The sequence below is a fragment of the Streptomyces sp. A1136 genome (genome assembly GCF_004795055.1).
Lineage (GTDB): Bacteria > Actinomycetota > Actinomycetes > Streptomycetales > Streptomycetaceae > Streptomyces.
The window spans coordinates 20,126-35,474 of the sequence record NZ_SSBJ01000055.1 but is presented as its reverse complement, the minus strand read 5'-3'; the positions used below and the strand labels follow the sequence as shown (position 1 = coordinate 35,474).

General features: G+C 70.3%; 11 protein-coding genes and 1 pseudogene. 5 read left to right on the top strand and 7 right to left on the bottom strand.

Translation table 11 applies throughout. The features are described 5' to 3' along the window. Positions 1-492 (top strand): hypothetical protein (locus E6R62_RS41445; RefSeq protein WP_168714264.1); only part of this gene is annotated, 492 nt, incomplete at its 5' end. Positions 493-1,111: 619 nt separating this feature from the next. Here E6R62_RS41445 and E6R62_RS33790 read toward each other — a convergent pair. The 3 genes from E6R62_RS33790 to E6R62_RS33780 form a co-directional block, all read right to left on the bottom strand. Then, positions 1,112-2,362, bottom strand: a complete 1,251-nt coding sequence (locus E6R62_RS33790; RefSeq protein ID WP_240802051.1) for a cytochrome P450 — start codon at positions 2,360-2,362, stop codon at positions 1,112-1,114. Positions 2,363-2,944: 582 nt separating this feature from the next. After that, positions 2,945-4,165: an acetylhydrolase gene (locus tag E6R62_RS33785; RefSeq protein WP_136217302.1), complete on the bottom strand. Its 1,221-nt coding sequence runs from the start codon at positions 4,163-4,165 to the stop codon at positions 2,945-2,947. 668 nt (positions 4,166-4,833) lie between these two features. Then, positions 4,834-6,342, bottom strand: a complete 1,509-nt coding sequence (locus E6R62_RS33780) for a DUF4246 domain-containing protein (protein ID WP_136217301.1) — start codon at positions 6,340-6,342, stop codon at positions 4,834-4,836. 559 nt (positions 6,343-6,901) lie between these two features. Between E6R62_RS33780 and E6R62_RS33775 the strand changes: the two genes are divergently transcribed. Then, complete coding sequence (locus E6R62_RS33775; protein WP_136217300.1) at positions 6,902-7,564, top strand: lysophospholipid acyltransferase family protein; 663 nt, start codon at positions 6,902-6,904, stop codon at positions 7,562-7,564. Positions 7,565-7,724: 160 nt separating this feature from the next. Here E6R62_RS33775 and E6R62_RS41440 read toward each other — a convergent pair. Both E6R62_RS41440 and E6R62_RS33765 read right to left on the bottom strand, forming a co-directional pair. Then, positions 7,725-7,850, bottom strand: a pseudogene (locus E6R62_RS41440) (HNH endonuclease); the annotation flags it as partial. 338 nt (positions 7,851-8,188) lie between these two features. Beyond that, positions 8,189-9,424, bottom strand: a complete 1,236-nt coding sequence (locus E6R62_RS33765) for a serine hydrolase (RefSeq protein WP_136217299.1) — start codon at positions 9,422-9,424, stop codon at positions 8,189-8,191. Positions 9,425-9,713: 289 nt separating this feature from the next. Between E6R62_RS33765 and E6R62_RS33760 the strand changes: the two genes are divergently transcribed. Continuing rightward, entirely contained in the window at positions 9,714-10,154 is a 441-nt protein-coding gene (locus E6R62_RS33760) for a hypothetical protein (protein WP_136217298.1), read from the top strand. A gap of 383 nt (positions 10,155-10,537) precedes the next feature. Here E6R62_RS33760 and E6R62_RS33755 read toward each other — a convergent pair whose 3' ends face one another. After that, on the bottom strand, positions 10,538-11,977 hold the full coding sequence (locus tag E6R62_RS33755) for a chloride channel protein (RefSeq protein WP_240802050.1): 1,440 nt from the start codon (positions 11,975-11,977) through the stop codon (positions 10,538-10,540). 846 nt (positions 11,978-12,823) lie between these two features. Between E6R62_RS33755 and E6R62_RS39980 the strand changes: the two genes are divergently transcribed. Further along, positions 12,824-12,973 carry a hypothetical protein gene (locus tag E6R62_RS39980; protein WP_168714263.1) on the top strand — a complete coding sequence of 50 codons (150 nt, stop codon included), beginning with the start codon at positions 12,824-12,826 and terminating at the stop codon, positions 12,971-12,973. 252 nt (positions 12,974-13,225) lie between these two features. After that, entirely contained in the window at positions 13,226-14,470 is a 1,245-nt protein-coding gene (locus tag E6R62_RS33750; protein ID WP_136217297.1) for a PP2C family protein-serine/threonine phosphatase, read from the top strand. A gap of 227 nt (positions 14,471-14,697) precedes the next feature. On the opposite strand, the gene E6R62_RS33745 is transcribed toward E6R62_RS33750, so the two are convergent. Beyond that, positions 14,698-15,285 carry a potassium channel family protein gene (locus tag E6R62_RS33745; protein WP_136217296.1) on the bottom strand — a complete coding sequence of 196 codons (588 nt, stop codon included), beginning with the start codon at positions 15,283-15,285 and terminating at the stop codon, positions 14,698-14,700. Positions 15,286-15,349: the final 64 nt, after the last annotated feature.

Here is a 15,349-nt window from a genome sequence, read left to right as displayed (position 1 = left end):
CCGGCTGCGAGCAGCTCGACCTTCCCGGTGGGAACGAAGCTCAAGGTGACGAACCTCGACAACGGTCACGCGACGACGGTGACGGTGAACGGCCCGTCGGGCAGCTGCGCCCTACTCAACAACGCGGCCTTCGACAAGGTGCGAGAGCCGGGCAAGAACCTGATCCGGCGCGCGCGCATCGAGCGCGTCACTGGTGGCGCTGGTACGGCGAGTTCGGTGGGTGTTCAGGTGCCACCGGCGACTGGGAAGGTGGTATGCCCGGGGTCGACGGTGACGTTGTCGGGTGAGGCGGGAGCCCCGGCTGCGAGCAGCTCGACCTTCCCGGTGGGAACGAAGCTCAAGGTGACGAACCTCGACAACGGTCACGCGACGACGGTGACGGTGAACGGCCCGTCGGGCAGCTGCGCCCTACTCAACAACGCGGCCTTCGACAAGGTGCGGGAGCCGGGCAAGAACCTGATCCGGCACGCGCGCATCGAACGTGTGCGCTGAGCGACCAGAGCCGTAATAGGGCCATTGGTGTTGCGGCGGGGCGGGTACCGGCACTCCGTCCTCGTCACAGCGCCGGTTCCCTCCCACATGTGTCCCGGCTGCGGCTGTGTCTGCGACATCCGCTGCCCGCCACGCCCCACCGCACCTTTGTCGTCGGCAGCCGCTTCACATAGTCCGGGTCGGCGTGGCGGCCCGGGAAGCTGGTTGCACGTCCTCGACCCCAGCCTGATCAGCACGCCCGCAGACCCACAGCCGCCAGGACCGGAGCACGTGCACGCCGCGCCACGAGGCCCCCTTGGTAACCGCTCCCGTATAAGGCCGGTGTTGTCATCGGCGTGCGGACAGCCATCCACACCGCCAGGCTTGCTGGTGGGGTGGTCCAGCCACAGACCGAAGGATCTGCCACCCACAGCGGACGCTCTTGCCGTCCAAGCAGCACAACGAGCGCCGATCGACCTCCATGTCGTGGAAGGCCGGCGGGTTGACGGCATTCACGCTGAGCCATGACCTCGACGGCTTCCACAGCAGCAGTCGGTCTCCGGCCTCCGCGCCGGGTCGAGCTCCCACTCCCGCGCGGCCAACGCATCGAACGCAGTCAATCGAACGCAGTCATCCGCTCCTACCGGTCGCCCGCGGAGTCGGGCCATTCCATCCGTGCGTGCCCAGTCCACCCACGGGCCCATCCGGTGGGAGCTCTCCCTAGCCGGCACCGGCTGCGGCCCGTGGTCAGTTTCCACCTCCTCGCGTTGGAGGCGAATGTGCGGTAAGGGGTTGCCGACCGTGGCGCGCGGTACGCGGCGGCGGCGTCGTAGGCCACCGGCAGATCGACCGGTCCGCGGATGAGTACGTCGGTCTGCCACCGCACCTGTTGCGCCGGGACTGTCAGTCGTAGTCCCGGCAACCGGCTGATCAAGGTGGACAGCAAGACTTCCGATTCCATGCGGGCCAGCAGCGGTCCCAGGCAGTAGTGCGGGCCGTGCCCGAACGCCAGATGCCGCGGCCCCTGACGCTCGAAGTCGATCCGCGCGGGGTCGGGGTAGACCCGTTGGTCCCAGTTGGCGGCGACGTACGAGACGTAGACGAATTGCCCTCGACGGATCACGAAACCGCCGACCTCGACGTCCTCGGTGGCGATCCTCGGCTGTCCGACACCGTGTTTGTGCGGGATCCAGCGCAGCAGCTCCTCCACAGCCTTCGGCACCAGCTCGGGCTCGGACCGCAGCCGACGCATCAGCCCGTCCTGAGTGAGCAGCGCGTACACCATGTTCGAGGTGTTGTTGGAGACGGCGTGCCAGCCGTTGAACTGCATCAGCGTGGTGAGGGCCAGCAGTTCCTCCTCGTCGATCCGGCCGTCGTCGACGGCGGCCACCATCACGCTCATCAGGTCGTCCTGCGGTTCGGCACGGCGTTGCGCGGCCAGTTCACGGAAGTAGCTGCCGGCGGTCTCCTTGACCTGTCGGGCCCGCTCGGCCGCCGCCTCGTCGGACGCCCTTGTCAGGAGCGTCTGCGCCCATTCACGCATCCTGGTGCGGTCGGCGGGCGGCACCCCGATCAGCTCACTGACCATCGCCAGAGGGAACGGTGAGGTGACATGCCGCACGAGGTCGGCCGGCGGACCGGCCGCCACCAGTCGGTCCACCAGCCGGTCGAGGACGGCCTGGGCGCGGGGCCTCAGCCGATCCATACTGCTCTGGGTGAACGCCGGGGCGACCACTGCGCGTACCCGGGCATGACCAGGTGGGTCCACGAAGCTGACCGCTCGGTCCATCGGGACGAAGTGCTTGGTCATCTTCGGGATGGGGCGGCCGGTGATGTCCCGGCTGAACCGGGGGTCCGAGGTCACGAACCTGACGTCGTCATACCCTGTCACCAGCCAACAGTCGCCTTCCCCGTGCGGCAACCGGATCCGGGAGACCGGCATCTCCCGCAGCGACACTCTCAGAAACGGGTCGAAGTCCAGCGCGGGCAGGTCTTCCACGGCCCAAGAACGCACAGGGCACCGGTCTGCCACCGGTCCAGTCGACTCCATCATCTGCCACCCGCCCGGAAGTAGTCCTCTTCCCGTGGGAAACTGCCCGAGGACGTGCACAGACACCCATCAGCAGCGGGACGTCACCCGCCCGCCCCAACAAGTGCACCCGCCGGCCCACGGACCCACCAGGGGCCACCCCCACCACCGACACCCGAACCGAGCTCCGGAGCGACACGCCTCCACCGGCACCTCAGGCCACCCGGGAACGTCAACCGAGCCGGCTTTCGGCAGCGCGTATCCACGCCCCGCTCCGCCGGCACCGGCGGGTGGTTGCCCCGCCGCAGGGTCAACCAGGCGGCCACCGGACCCACCCGCGCCCGTGGGCCGGCCGCGGTAATGCCCTACAGCGCATGCACCGCTCCCCCGTCGCCGACCACTGTGTATGCGTCCCAGCGGACCCCGCGCCGGCGTCGCGGCTGCTCAGGGGAGGAATGTCACCGCGGGGAAGGCTGGGGACGGCCCGTCGAGCAGGCGTCCCCGGCGGTGGCGCAGGTGCTCGTCGAAGAACGCGAGCGGGTATGCCTGCTGGATCTCCACCGCTTGGTCGGGATCGAGGGTGCCGATCACGTCCCGGAGTTGCTGCCCGCTCCATCCGAGCAGCTTCGCCACCTGCGGGAACAGAACCTCGTTGTCACCGTACGAGACGTGGGCGGCGCCTTGGGCCTGGATGTTCAGCCGCCGGCCGCGCAGGTGCGACCAGAATGCGGCGGCCTCGGGATCCGTGGCACGGGTGAACACGGCGGACATCAGCATGAACGGCCGGTCCAGGTCGCCGGCCAGCGGCGGGTTCATCTGCATCGGGCCGTCGAGGCTCAGGCCGGCCCGGATGCGCTCGTCCGCGAGCGTGGCGCAGGCAGTGGCCGTCCCGCCCTTCGACCAGCCGAACGCGCCCATGCACCCCGGGTCGAGGGAGCCGAGCAGCCCGGCCGGCAGCTGCCGCCGGTCCGCGTCCGGGTTGCACCCTGCGGCGAGCTGCTCGACGCAGTCGAGAACGAAGCGCAGGTCGGCGGCAAAGTCCCCGGGCAGGGTCGGCGCCTGCCTGTCGCGCAGCGGGACGACGACTCGACCATCGGGGAACTCGGCGTAGCTGTCGTACTGGTGAGCCACCGTCACAACCGCGTATCCGTGGCTGGCGAGCTCCTGGACCATGATGGTGTGGTCGCCCTGGTGGCTGTGCGCGCCGTGCGAGAACACGACGACGGGCAGCCGTCGGCCCGATCGCCGCACCGGAGCACCCACGTGGCCGGCAGTGAGCGGCCCCAAAGGGGCCAGCTCGCCGAGCCCGACATCGGCGAGGAACGCCCGCAGGGCGCCGGCCGGCATCCAGGGCGCCACCGGGTAGCGCAAGATGTCACGGGCGGGGTACCAGACGGTGGCCATCAGCTCGCGGAAGTGCCCGGGGCCCGCGATGTCGTCCGGACGCGACCGGTCGACGAGGCGCAGTCGGACCGTGCCCACCGGGTACGGCCCGGTGGGCACGGGCAGCGTGAGCCGCTTCCGGACGGGGGTAGGCGTGCCCGCGTCCGCCAGCGCGGGGCCGGAGATGGCGGCAAGCGGCACGGCGGCCCCGGCGGCCAGCGCGGCTCCCAGCATGCGGCGGCGCGTCGTGCCCTTCCGGTTGCTGAACGGCGTGGTGGTCATGGGCCCTCCCGTGGTCACGGATCGTCAGTCGTGCCGCTACGGGCAGTCCGTGGGCACGGGTCAACACTGGCACGCGCCCGTCCCGTGCAGCATCGGCCGACGGGTTTACGTCCTGGGGCTGATGCGGTCGGCGGCGGTCTAGTCCGGCCGTCAGGTTGTTCCGACCACCTCGGGCTCGCGGTCCAGGAGGGCCATCCGGTCCCGCTCCGAGCACGACGCATAGCCCACGCGTCGCTCACCACGCCGAAACCACTGCTTCCGAATGTGGCCGCCCGGCTAGGCGAACTCGCGTACCGGATCAGCAGTGGCGCTGCGCTTGGTTCAGCCCTGTCCCAGCGGAAGCCAACAGCGGCGACCGACTTCGGCGAAGTGTCAAGTATCAGGAGCCTGCCGGCCGCCGAGAGGATGTGAGGAACGGTCAAAATCTCGTGCCGGAGCTCGGGCGGAGCGTCTTGGACGAGGCAGCACTTGATAGGCCACGTCCGGCTTGAGGGTGCCGGCGGTCCGCCCACGCAGCCACCAGCCTCTGAGGCGGCGGGCAGGGCCCCCCGGGCCGGCTTGCGACCAGGAGCGAGTACGCGGCCACGGGGACGTGCCCCCTGACCGCTTCTCCGTCCCCGTCGACGCCAGGCCCGGGACCCCCTCCATGGGGCCTCGCACCTGCCGGTTCAGTGCTCGCAGAGCGAGAACTCCCGCTCGTAGAGCTGCTCGTTGTGTTCGTCGACGAAGAACTTCCTTTCTCGCATGAGTTCTTCGCGGTACGCCTTCGCCTGGTCGAGCGTCATGGTCGAGGTACCGGACCAGGGTTGCTGAGGTGGCACATCGGAGGTCGAGACGATCTGCTCCGCCGGGTCGACCAGGAAGAACGCGAGGATCTTCCGGTGGCCGGGGCGGGTGGGGTCCGCGAGGCGAAACGCGTCCACGCGGTGCTGGAGGACGTTGGCGAACGCCAGGCAGCGGCCCGCCGGGGTCGGTACCGAGCCCAACACCTGGTTCAGCGCGTCTTCGTCCCGCAGGCCGTATACCTCGCGCAGCCCGGCGTCGTCGTTCTGTGCGTAGTGCGGATCGTCGAGTGCGGCCCGGAAGCCCAACCGGCTTTCGGTGATGTTCTCGCTGTCCCAGTAGTAGATGCCGGTCGAGACGATCCGCTCGTTCAGCATGCCTTCGACGTGCCAGGAACCGCCGGCGTAATCGGGCTTGTCCGGGGTGAGGTGGACGGTGGCGAGTTTTACGATGACCTGGAGCCGGCGGCCGCGGAGGTCGACCCTGGCGGATGTATCCGGCAGGGCGGGCGGGTTGAAGTCCGGGGCGTCCGGGACGATCGGGCGGCGGTCCTCGAACCAGGCCTCGTAGGCGTCCGACCAGGCAGCGCGGGCGTCCATGTAGGCCGCCTTGTCACTGTAGGACGACTGGACCGGATACTCCGGTTCCGAGTCGTACCAGCCGTAGGGATCGACCTCGATCCGAGGAGCCCGGGGGTGCCGCAGATCTGTGAGCACGTTCTCGAACAGAGGGCGCAGGCGCGCGAACAGGTCCGGCAGGACGGCGGCCAGGGCATGATGCGTCTCGGGGTGGACGTTGTTGACGTAGGAGCGGAAGGCGACGGCTCCGTCCTCACTGACGTCGGCGTCGGTGGGGAGCCACTGGAACCTCTCCGAGAACTCGTACTTCGCGTAGTGCTTCGTCGGGTTCTGCCATGCCCGCTCGGGGCCTCCGCTCACGTCTCTCACCAGGCAGAACAGTGACGGATGCACGAGGTCCAACACCTGGCCGGCGGACCCGGGATGCCAGTCCCGCTCCGCTTCGGGGACCTCTTCCAGGACCCGGACCGCCTCACACAACCGGGACCTGAGCTGCTCGTCGACGAGGAGGTCCGACTGCCAGACCCCGTCGACCGCGGACACCTCGATGCCGGTCCGCCCGTCCCGCAGCGCGGCGTAGTACCTCAACTCCGCAAGCACATAGCGCACTTGCGCCTCGGTCAGACCCTGTGCCGCCGCCTCCCGCGTCCACTTGGCGGCGATGTCGGCGTCGTTCATCTTGTCGAACCACCTTGGCTTGGCGCGCAACTGCGCGCTGCACTTCATCATCTGCAGTTCCCGCAGCGTTCGGGGCGGCACGAACGCCTGGGAACGGGAGCTTTGGAAGGGCAGCGGGAAGGCGGACAGGCCGGTCACTTCGGGTGGTCCTCACGGTCGGTTTGCGGTGCCGGGAAGAATAGCCCGGCCCACTGACACCACAGCCGCGACCCCGGGGTCGGGACGGTCGTGGGGTCCGGCCCCCGGACGGTGCGGGTCAGGCGTTGTCGCCGATGAGGGCATCCGGTCACGGTGCCGAGGGTTCGGATGCCGCCATCGTGACGACGACACTCCATCCGCCTTGCCGTCACAAGCACAGCGGGCGGCGAGCCTACCGTCATGGTCGTCACCGGCGTCGGAAGGCGTCTGGACGGCCAACCTGCGTCCACAGGCGTCGATCGGACGTTTCGTGTTCTCGCAGACCCACCGGAGGCGACCCCATCGGAGGCGACAGGGTGGGAGGCGACAAGGCCGGTGGCGTGCAGGGGCGGTGCATGCGCCGAGTCCGGCCACGGTGCAGCGCCAGCCGGACCTCGGGCTGCTGCGGCCCAGGACTGAGCATCGACAGGGGGAGAAGATGAGTACGGCGACTCAGGCGGTGCTGGTGCTCTACCTCGCATGATGAAGACCGACATCGTCGAGACCTGGAGACCGCATCATGCTCAGCCGCATCGCCGACATCCTGGCGCCCGTCTTCGGCCGTCTGTCGGTTACCACCGACCCGGGCGTCGATCTGGCGCCGGGCAGCATCATCGCCGCCAACCACACCTCGCTCGCCGACCCCGCCATCGTGATCGCCGCCCTGCACCGCCTCGGCGTCGAGCCCGTCATCATGGCCACCGCCGGCCTCTGGCGCGTTCCCCTCCTCGGCCGGACCCTCGACCGCGAGGGCCACGTACCCGTACACCGCGGTGAACGACGGGCTTCGGCGGCGCTCGACCTGGCCGCCCACGCCCTTGAGCAGGGCAGGCACCTCCTCATCTACGCGGAGGGCGGCCTGCCCCGCCACAAGGACGCCGCAGAAGCGGCCCCGGGTGACTTCCGCACCGGCCTGGTCCGCCTCGCCGAGCGCACTGGCGCCCCTGTCGTGCCCGTCGGCCAGGCCGGTGCCCGCCGCATCACCTCAGGCGGCACGATCAAGCAGATCGCGGGCCTGGCGACAGCACCTCTGCGCCGACCCGGCCTGCACGTGCATGTCGGCGCCCCGATCGCCCTGACCGGCGACAACACCGTGCGCACGGCGCTGGCCCGCACCGCCGTGACCAACGCATGGCGGACGGCGGCCGCGCGGCTCGCCGAACCCGCCGCGCTCGCCGCATAGCCACGCTTCGACGGCTTCTGCCCGGAACCCGTCCAGGGTGCAGCCTCCCCCGACCCCGCGGCGCCCTCTGCCCCGCTCACCACGACCGCCGCGATCCTGCCCGCCAGGGGCCGGCGTGCGGCGCGGGTACGTTCGGCGCAGCAGAGGGTCTCGCCAGTTCGGCGGTCCACTCCGCGCCGTACCGGCACAGGGCATCGGGCGCCAACGGCAACGACTGCGCCGGGTCCTGGTCGCCCTCGCTCCTGTTCGATCCGGCCGTCAACGCCACCAGCGGGGACAGTTGTCCGCCCGCCCGGGTCGGTCGCAGTGAACACCCGCGCCTGCTGCCGTCGAGCTGTCCGCTCATCGGCCATCCCGTGCACAGGGCGGCCGGGCCCGGTGGCGACTCGGCCGTCTGCGCGAGCATCGGCTGCATCACCGCCCTGAGCACCATCACCGGCCCCTCGCCCCCGCACGCCTCCCCCGAACCGGGCACGGCGGCCCGGCGGACGGTGCCGGACGCTGGCCCGTCACAGGTCGCGGGAGCGCCCCGGCTCCCGGGCCGCTCCCGCAAGGCCCGGCGAGCCGGTGCAACAGGGCCGAGGGGCAGGGGCCGGCGATACGGCCCAAAAGCCACCGGAGGTCCTACGGCTTCGGCGACGCGGGCGGCGCGGACGACGCGGACGGCTCCGGGAGCGCATTGGGCTGGGCCTCATTCGGCAGAGACCAGATGTGCTTCGGTGTCACGATCTTGGTGATCCTGTTGGCGATGAGAGAACTCAGGTTGCCGAACTTCCCGTCGACGTCGGAGTTCACCACGATCACCAGGGTGGCGCGGTCTTGCGGGAGGCGGACGGCGATGGTCTCGTAGCCGGGCAACTCACCGTTGTGGCCGATCCAGCCGGCGAAGTCGGCGATGCCGAGACCGTAGCCCAGCCCGGGGTGTCCGGTGGGCAACATGTGCAGCCGCTGGGCCTGGACGGCCGGCCCGAGCAGCCGGTCGCCGTCGGGCAGCCGCCCGCTGACCATGGTCGGAACCCAGGTGCGCAGGTCCTCGATTGTGGAGATCATCGCGCCGGCCGCCCAGCCCCAGGACGGGTTCCAGCCGGAGGCGTCGACGATCGCACCGTCGGGGGTGAAGTTCGTGTAGCCGTGCACGTACGGGCCGGTGATCTCGGCGCCGGTCGGCAGCGAGGTGGCGTCCATGCCGGCCGGTGCGAAGACGTGCTGCTGCAGGTAGGTGTGCAGGGGCTGTCCGCTGATCTTCTCGACGAGAAGGCCCAGCAGGACTGTGTTGGTGTTGGAATACTCCCAGCGTGCCCCGGGCGGGAACTTCCCCGGGTGCCGGAAGGCGATGTCCAGCAGCTGTTGCGGGGTCCAGGAGCGGTACGGGTCGGCCTTGAAGGCTGCCAGCCAGCGCGGGTCCTCGGTGTAGTTGTAGAGGCCGCTGCGCATATCGGCAAGCAGCCGGACGGTGATGCGGTCGCCGTCGGGCACCCCGTCGAGGTACGTCGAGATCGGCGCGTCGAGCCGTACCTTCCCGTCGTCGACGAGCTGGAGGACGCCGGTGACGGTGAATGGCTTGGTGACGCTGCCGATGCGGGTGTGCATGTCGGTCTTGATGGGGGTGCCGGTGGTCTTGTCGGAGGTGCCGAAGGCGCGTACGTAGGCGTCGTCGCCGTCGATCCACAGGCCGACGCCCACTCCGGGGATGCCGGCCTCGCGCATGGCCGCGGTGATCGCGTGATCGAGCTGCTCGGCGACCACGTCGTCTATGTCGACCCGGCCCGGTGGGGCGGCGGCGGGGGCCTCGCCCGCACACAGCGCGGTCAGCAGGAGGGAGGCTGCGGCCACGACGGTGGGCGTGCGGTACCGACCCATGCGGGATCACCCCTGCCGCACATCCCCGAGCGGTATCCGAATCCCCGAACCGACCTTCCCATTGTAGGAAGGCGGACCCGGGGCGGCGACCGGGGCCGCAGGGGCGGCCGGGCCGCATCAGGCGCGGCCGGACGCTTGTTCTTCGCGGCCGCCGCCGGATGACCTGAGTACCTGATCCATGTCCTTGCTGTGCGTCCGGCAAAGCTTCAAGCACTCCGGCCGACGCTCATGAGGAAACCGGGTCCGGTGCTCCTGAAACGATTTCTCCAGCGGTGTCGACCTCCGCCCAGTGCGCTACCAGTTCGGCACGGTCCGGGGTGACTCGTACGACGACAACTGGCTGGTCATTGACGGCACGGTGACGACTCTAGAGGGAATCTGGTCCTTCACCGATCCATGCCTGCTCACCGATGCCAGCCAAGTGTCCGCGTGGCTGCGCGCGGTGGCCGCGGGAACGGCGGATGTCACCGAACCTGATGCCGAAGGTGAGCTGTCGCCGGACACGTGGTTCATCGAGCCGGTCGTGGCTTTCAGCCTCGCCCATCGAAGCGAGGGAGGAATCGCGGCGATTCGCGTTCATCTGTCCTTGGGGGCGGCACCTCCGTGGCAACAGGGTGACGACGGGGCTGACATCCACCAGTACGTCGTGGAGGTCAGGATGGACGCCGCGGCGCTGCTTCACGCGGCGGACCATTGGGACCTCTCTCTGGCTTCCTTCTCACCCCGCTGATCACCGTCATGTACAACGACCCGACTCAGGGGGAACTGGGAGAAGCCGAAGAGCATCCGACCACACAGCCGGCGCAAGCACAGGCCGAGCAGGACGAACCCGCCGGCGCCGAACACATCTTCGAACGGGAGACCGATCGGCTCGCTGAGGAACGCACCTCCGCCGGGGCCGACACCCGGGCAGGTAGGCGGCCCGACGGTGATGCTGATCCCGCACCGGGAGCCGGGGCGGACGAAAGCATGCTCCCTCCGGACTGCCGGCGGATCGTCGCCCCCGTACGGCAGGCTGCCGCGAGCGGTCATGGCCCGTCGATGAAGGACGGACCAGTCGTAGATCCGGCGCACGTTGCCGAGTGGGCAGGCCGCCGCCGAGGGTGCGGCTGGTCACGGGGCCGGCGTTGCCGGCTGCGGCCCTGCGCCGTGCGGAGCGGCAGGACGCCGGGCGAGCCGGAGCGTGCCCACGTAGGCGACCACCACGGCGACGATCACGAGCGGCATCACGTCCAGTCCCTCCGTGCCGAGAAGCAGGCTGGCCAGCAGTACGGAGGTCATCGGCAGCTTCAGCATGGCTACCGCCATGGCGCCGACGCCGATGGCGAATCCGGCGGTGGTTCCCAGGCCGGGCAGGTGGGAGAGACCGAGGCCGCCGGCGGCGCCCACGAAGAGGGCGGGGAAGACGGGGCCGCCGCGAAAAGCGCTCAACGAGGTGCAGTAGGCCAGAGCCTTGCACACCAACAGGGCCACCAGGGTGGCCGCGGTGTAGGTCGCGCTGTCGGCCAGCAGTGGGCCGAGTGCGTCCTGACCGGAGAACAGCACGCCTGTGGCCGGCCGGTCGGTGAGAACTGCGTACAGCAGAGCGATGAGGCCGGTCGCGGCGCCCATCAGGACCGTGAGCGGCAGCCGGTGGCGCTCGACCAGGTCTTGCAGGGAGAGCGAAGTACGGCGGATCGCCTCTCCGAGGAGGGCTGCGAGGGCGCCCGCCAGGATCGCCCAGGCGAACTCGCCGAAGGTGGGCCGGCCGGCGGGCGGTACGTGGGTCAGCGCCAGGGAGTAGGTGCCCAAACCGGTCCAGGTGCCCAGACCGGTGAGGGTCAGCGATCCGACGCCGGCGGAGAGCAGACCGGGCACCAGCACCACGCCCATCATCGGGCCGCCCAGGACTGTGGCCTCCATCAGCAGGAAGGCGCCGACCAGCGGGGATCCGAGCAGTTCGCTGATGGCTGCGAAGCTGCCGGCGGCGCCGATCACGGCGACGGCGCTGGGTGGGGCATCGCGTTTGAGGAGCCTGACGGCGCCGACGGCGAGGCCGCCGCCGAGCGCGATCAGCGGGGCTTCCGGGCCGAGGACGACGCCGAGGCTGAGCGATGCGATCGCGGCGAGCACCACACCCGGCAGCGCGGCGGCCGAGGGTGTGCCGCCGGTCTTGAACCCTTCGGCCGGCTTGTGGCCGCCGCTCCCGGGCAGGTGGTGGATCGTCAGGGCGACCAGGACTCCCGCGACCGCGAGCAGCGGGACCGCCCACCAGTCGGGAGTGCCGTGGAAGCCGAGGGTTTTCGGCAGGTCGTCGTAGACCAGCTTCTGGAGCTCGGAGACGAGAGCAAGGAAGCCGAAGGCGGCGGCGGAGATCGGGACACCGAGCAGGGCGGAGATCACCAACACCGCCACGTATCCGCGGGTGCGGACGATCGCCAGCGGGTCCTGTAGCGCGGGGGCGGCGCCTCCGGCACCTCCGGCGTGTTCAGGCTCGGCAGACTCGGCGGGCGGTCCGGCGGGCATGTGCATCGTCTCCTCGAAGATCCGCCCCGACCACGACATCGGTGGCACGGGCCTGAGTCTGCTGATGGGGCCACGGCGGGTTCAGCCGTTCGCCGGTGACCGGGGCTGAGCCGGAAGCCGACCTGTCTGGACGGCGCCGATCATGGCCAGGTGGTTCCGCCCTCTACCACTGGAGGCTGCGGGGCGGGCCCAGTACCGAGTGAGGGCCTGATCCCGGTACGGGGTGTGCAGCACGGACGGGTTGCGTGCGGCGCACATCTGCTCCGGGCCCCGGCCACCTGCTGTTCCTCCTGCCTGGCCGGGCGGCGCCCCACCCGGCCGCCGGTGCGGCTGCGTCCTCACGCATCATCGCGGGCGGAGCCGATCACGTACCGCTGCGGCGCGCTCAGACTCCCCGATCCGCGGCAAGCGCCGCGGATGCTGCGACACGACATGTACCCACTGGCCGAAAGTCCCTCGGTGGGGCACGGAATGTATGGCCGGGCGGTGGCTGCCGCGGACATCCCCCGTCTCCCATCGGGGTACCGCCGCTGTCGCCGGATTGCCGCGCCACGATTTCACGCGCCCCGGACGTGTGCGCTGCGGGGCGCCGTCCCGCGCTGGAGCAAGCGATCGCGGCGCTCGGCTTCAGGACCCATGAAGAGCCGCGGAGGTTCCGGAGGCCCGGGCAGAGGCAGCGGAGCCCCGGCCGCCGCCCTGACGCGATGCGGCCGCCTACCCGTCCATAAGCGACGTGACGGCTTCACGAGCGAGGAGGCGGCTCGCCATGCCCGCCGTTCCGGGGCGGCCAGCACCTTGGACACCGATATTCACACGTCGCAACAGCCGGCCAGGGCTTCCGCCACGCCGGTCCGGGACGAGGAATCCAACCGTTGGAACCATCTCGGGTCTCGCATGGGCGAAGTTCCCAGCCTCGCGGATCCGGCCTGGTCACGGGTGGTTCCCGACTCCGAAGCGGCACTCGACGATGTCGACCTGCTCGACGTCACCGGAGCAGAAGTCGACGGCTGCCCGGCAGACCACCTCAAGGGAGAGTCCGCCTGACCCCGCAGGCCGTGGCGGGCCGGATGCGGGACAACCTGCGGAGAAAGCACGGGCAACATCGGTACGGTGCTCGTCGGCCCCTCCATCGCAGGCTTCCCCGCGCCGCCACCGGTCATCAGCAAGAGCGCCGCGCACAACGTGCCGCGTGGCGGGCTTCACGGCACCGCACGTGACGCGTGCGCCGGCGCGCGGATGACGGGCGGGCTGGGTAGGTTGGCGGCAGGGGCACGCCTGGATGAGGAGCCGCTGGTCGTGAGGCCGGAGATCGATTACACGGCGTTGTTCGCCGCAACGCCGAGCCCTTATCTGGTGCTGGGGCCGGATCTGGTGATCGTGGCCGTCAACGAGGCGTATCTGCGAGCGACCGACCGCACCCGGCAGGACTTGGTGGGCCAACATGTGTTCGATGCCTTCCCTGACAACCCCGGTGATCCGGACGCGGACGGGGTGAGCAACCTCGGAGCGTCGCTGGGGCGGGTGCTGGCCACGGGCGAGGCCGACACCATGCCGGTCCAGAGGTACGACATCCCCGTGGTTTCGCAACCCGGGGTATTCGAGGAGCGCTGGTGGTCCCCGGTGAACACGCCCGTCAAAGGCTCCGACGGGCGGGTGACGTGGATCATCCACCGGGTGGAGGACGTAACCGGGTTCATGCGATCCCGCCGGTTCCGCTACCACGACGAGGGCGGGCCGCGGACCGAACGCAAGGAGGGGATGGAGACCGAGTTGTACGCCCGGGCACGGGAGCTGCAGCGGCTGAACGAGGAGCTGCGGGCGGCGCACGCCCGGGAGCGGGAGGTGGCCGTCACCCTGCAAGAGGCGATGCTGCACTCCCCGGACCTCGCCCGCCACACCGACGTGGCTGTGCGCTACCTGCCCGCGATCGGCTCGCTGAACGTGTGCGGCGACTGGTATGACACCGTCGACCTGACCCAAGACCGGTATACCGTCGCCGTGGGCGACGTCGTCGGCCACGGCCTGGAAGCCGCCACCGTCATGGGCATGCTCCGCAGCGCCCTGTCCGCCGCCAGCCGGGCAGTCGCCGGACCGGCCCAGGCCCTGGAGGTGCTGGGCATGTACGCCCGCTCCGTCGACGGGGCACTCGCCGCGACCGCGGTCACCGTACTCGTGGACACCCGCTCCAAGCTGCTCATCTACTCCAGTGCCGGGCATCCGCCGCCGGTGCTGCTGCACACCGACGGCGACTGCGAGCTGCTGGACCAGGCCACCGACCCGCCGCTGGGAGCCCGGCCCGAGCACGTCCCCCGGCCCCAGGCGGGCACCGCCTTCCACCGCGGCGACACTCTCGTCCTCTATACGGACGGGCTGATCGAACGCCGCGACGAGGACATCGACTGCGGTCTGAACCGCCTCACCACGGCCCTCGGCGGCCTCGCCGGCCTTGACCCGGAGCGGCTCGCCGACGCGCTGCTCGCACAGCTCGGCGTCGCCGGCGGCGCTCGCGACGACATCGCCCTCGTGGTCGTCCGGCTCTGACCCACGAACTGGCTGCAGCGCGGGGCACTCGGGCCTCCCTGGCATGTCCCCCTCGATTTCCCCTTGCCGCGCCGGCCTGCGACGAGCCGCCTCAGCGGAGGGCCGGCTCGTCACGCGAGGGCCGATCTGCCCCCAGGGGCTATGGCCGGAGGACGACGGCGGGGTGCCGCCACCCTGTCCGGTCGGGCAGGGTGGCGGCCGTGGTCGGCAGTCTCGATCGGCCCGACTCACCGCGCCTCGCCCCCGGGCGGCGGATCGGCTGCCATGGTCTGCATGCGCTCCCGGCCGCGGTGAGCCGCATCCACGATGACCCTGATGACCAGGCCGAAAACGATCAGGTCCATGAGCATCTGCACGGTGACCGCCACCTGGGCCACCCCGGACTTGGCCGTGATATCGCCGAACCCGACGGTGGTGAACACGGTGACGGCGAAGTAGACGCCACTGGTGTGGGAAAGGCGCTTGCCGAAGCTGCCGGGAGACTGCGCCGCCATGGCGACGTAGGCGGCCGCGAACAACAACAGGAAGAACGGAATGCTCACGGCCAGCGCCTCGACCGCCCGTAGCGCCGGGTACCGGGAGCGGACAATGGAGCGGACCTGAAAAGCGATCAAGGCGACGAACCCCGCGAGACCCGTGAGCAGGATGGCGACGGCGGTACTCATCGAGGAGTGGTCCAGGGGACCGATGTAATACAACGTCACCAGCGTGGCGACCGAGACCACTACACGCAGCCCGGTCCAGACCAGCCGACCGAACAGACGCCGTGCTGCTCCCTGGTGCCTTGGGAGAAACCCGCCGGTGCCGGTGGTCACGATGTCCACCCCGGCCGGGTGGCTGAGGCTCGCGAGAACACGCCGCGGTCGTGCCACATCATGC

Coding starts and splice junctions, on each gene's coding strand:
- E6R62_RS33775 (WP_136217300.1), top strand. CDS start 6,902: ATGCTCAGCCGCATCGCCGACATCCTGGCGCCCGTCTTCGGCCGTCTG.
- E6R62_RS33765 (WP_136217299.1), bottom strand. CDS start 9,424: ATGGGTCGGTACCGCACGCCCACCGTCGTGGCCGCAGCCTCCCTCCTG.
- E6R62_RS33785 (WP_136217302.1), bottom strand. CDS start 4,165: ATGACCACCACGCCGTTCAGCAACCGGAAGGGCACGACGCGCCGCCGC.
- E6R62_RS39980 (WP_168714263.1), top strand. CDS start 12,824: ATGGGCGAAGTTCCCAGCCTCGCGGATCCGGCCTGGTCACGGGTGGTT.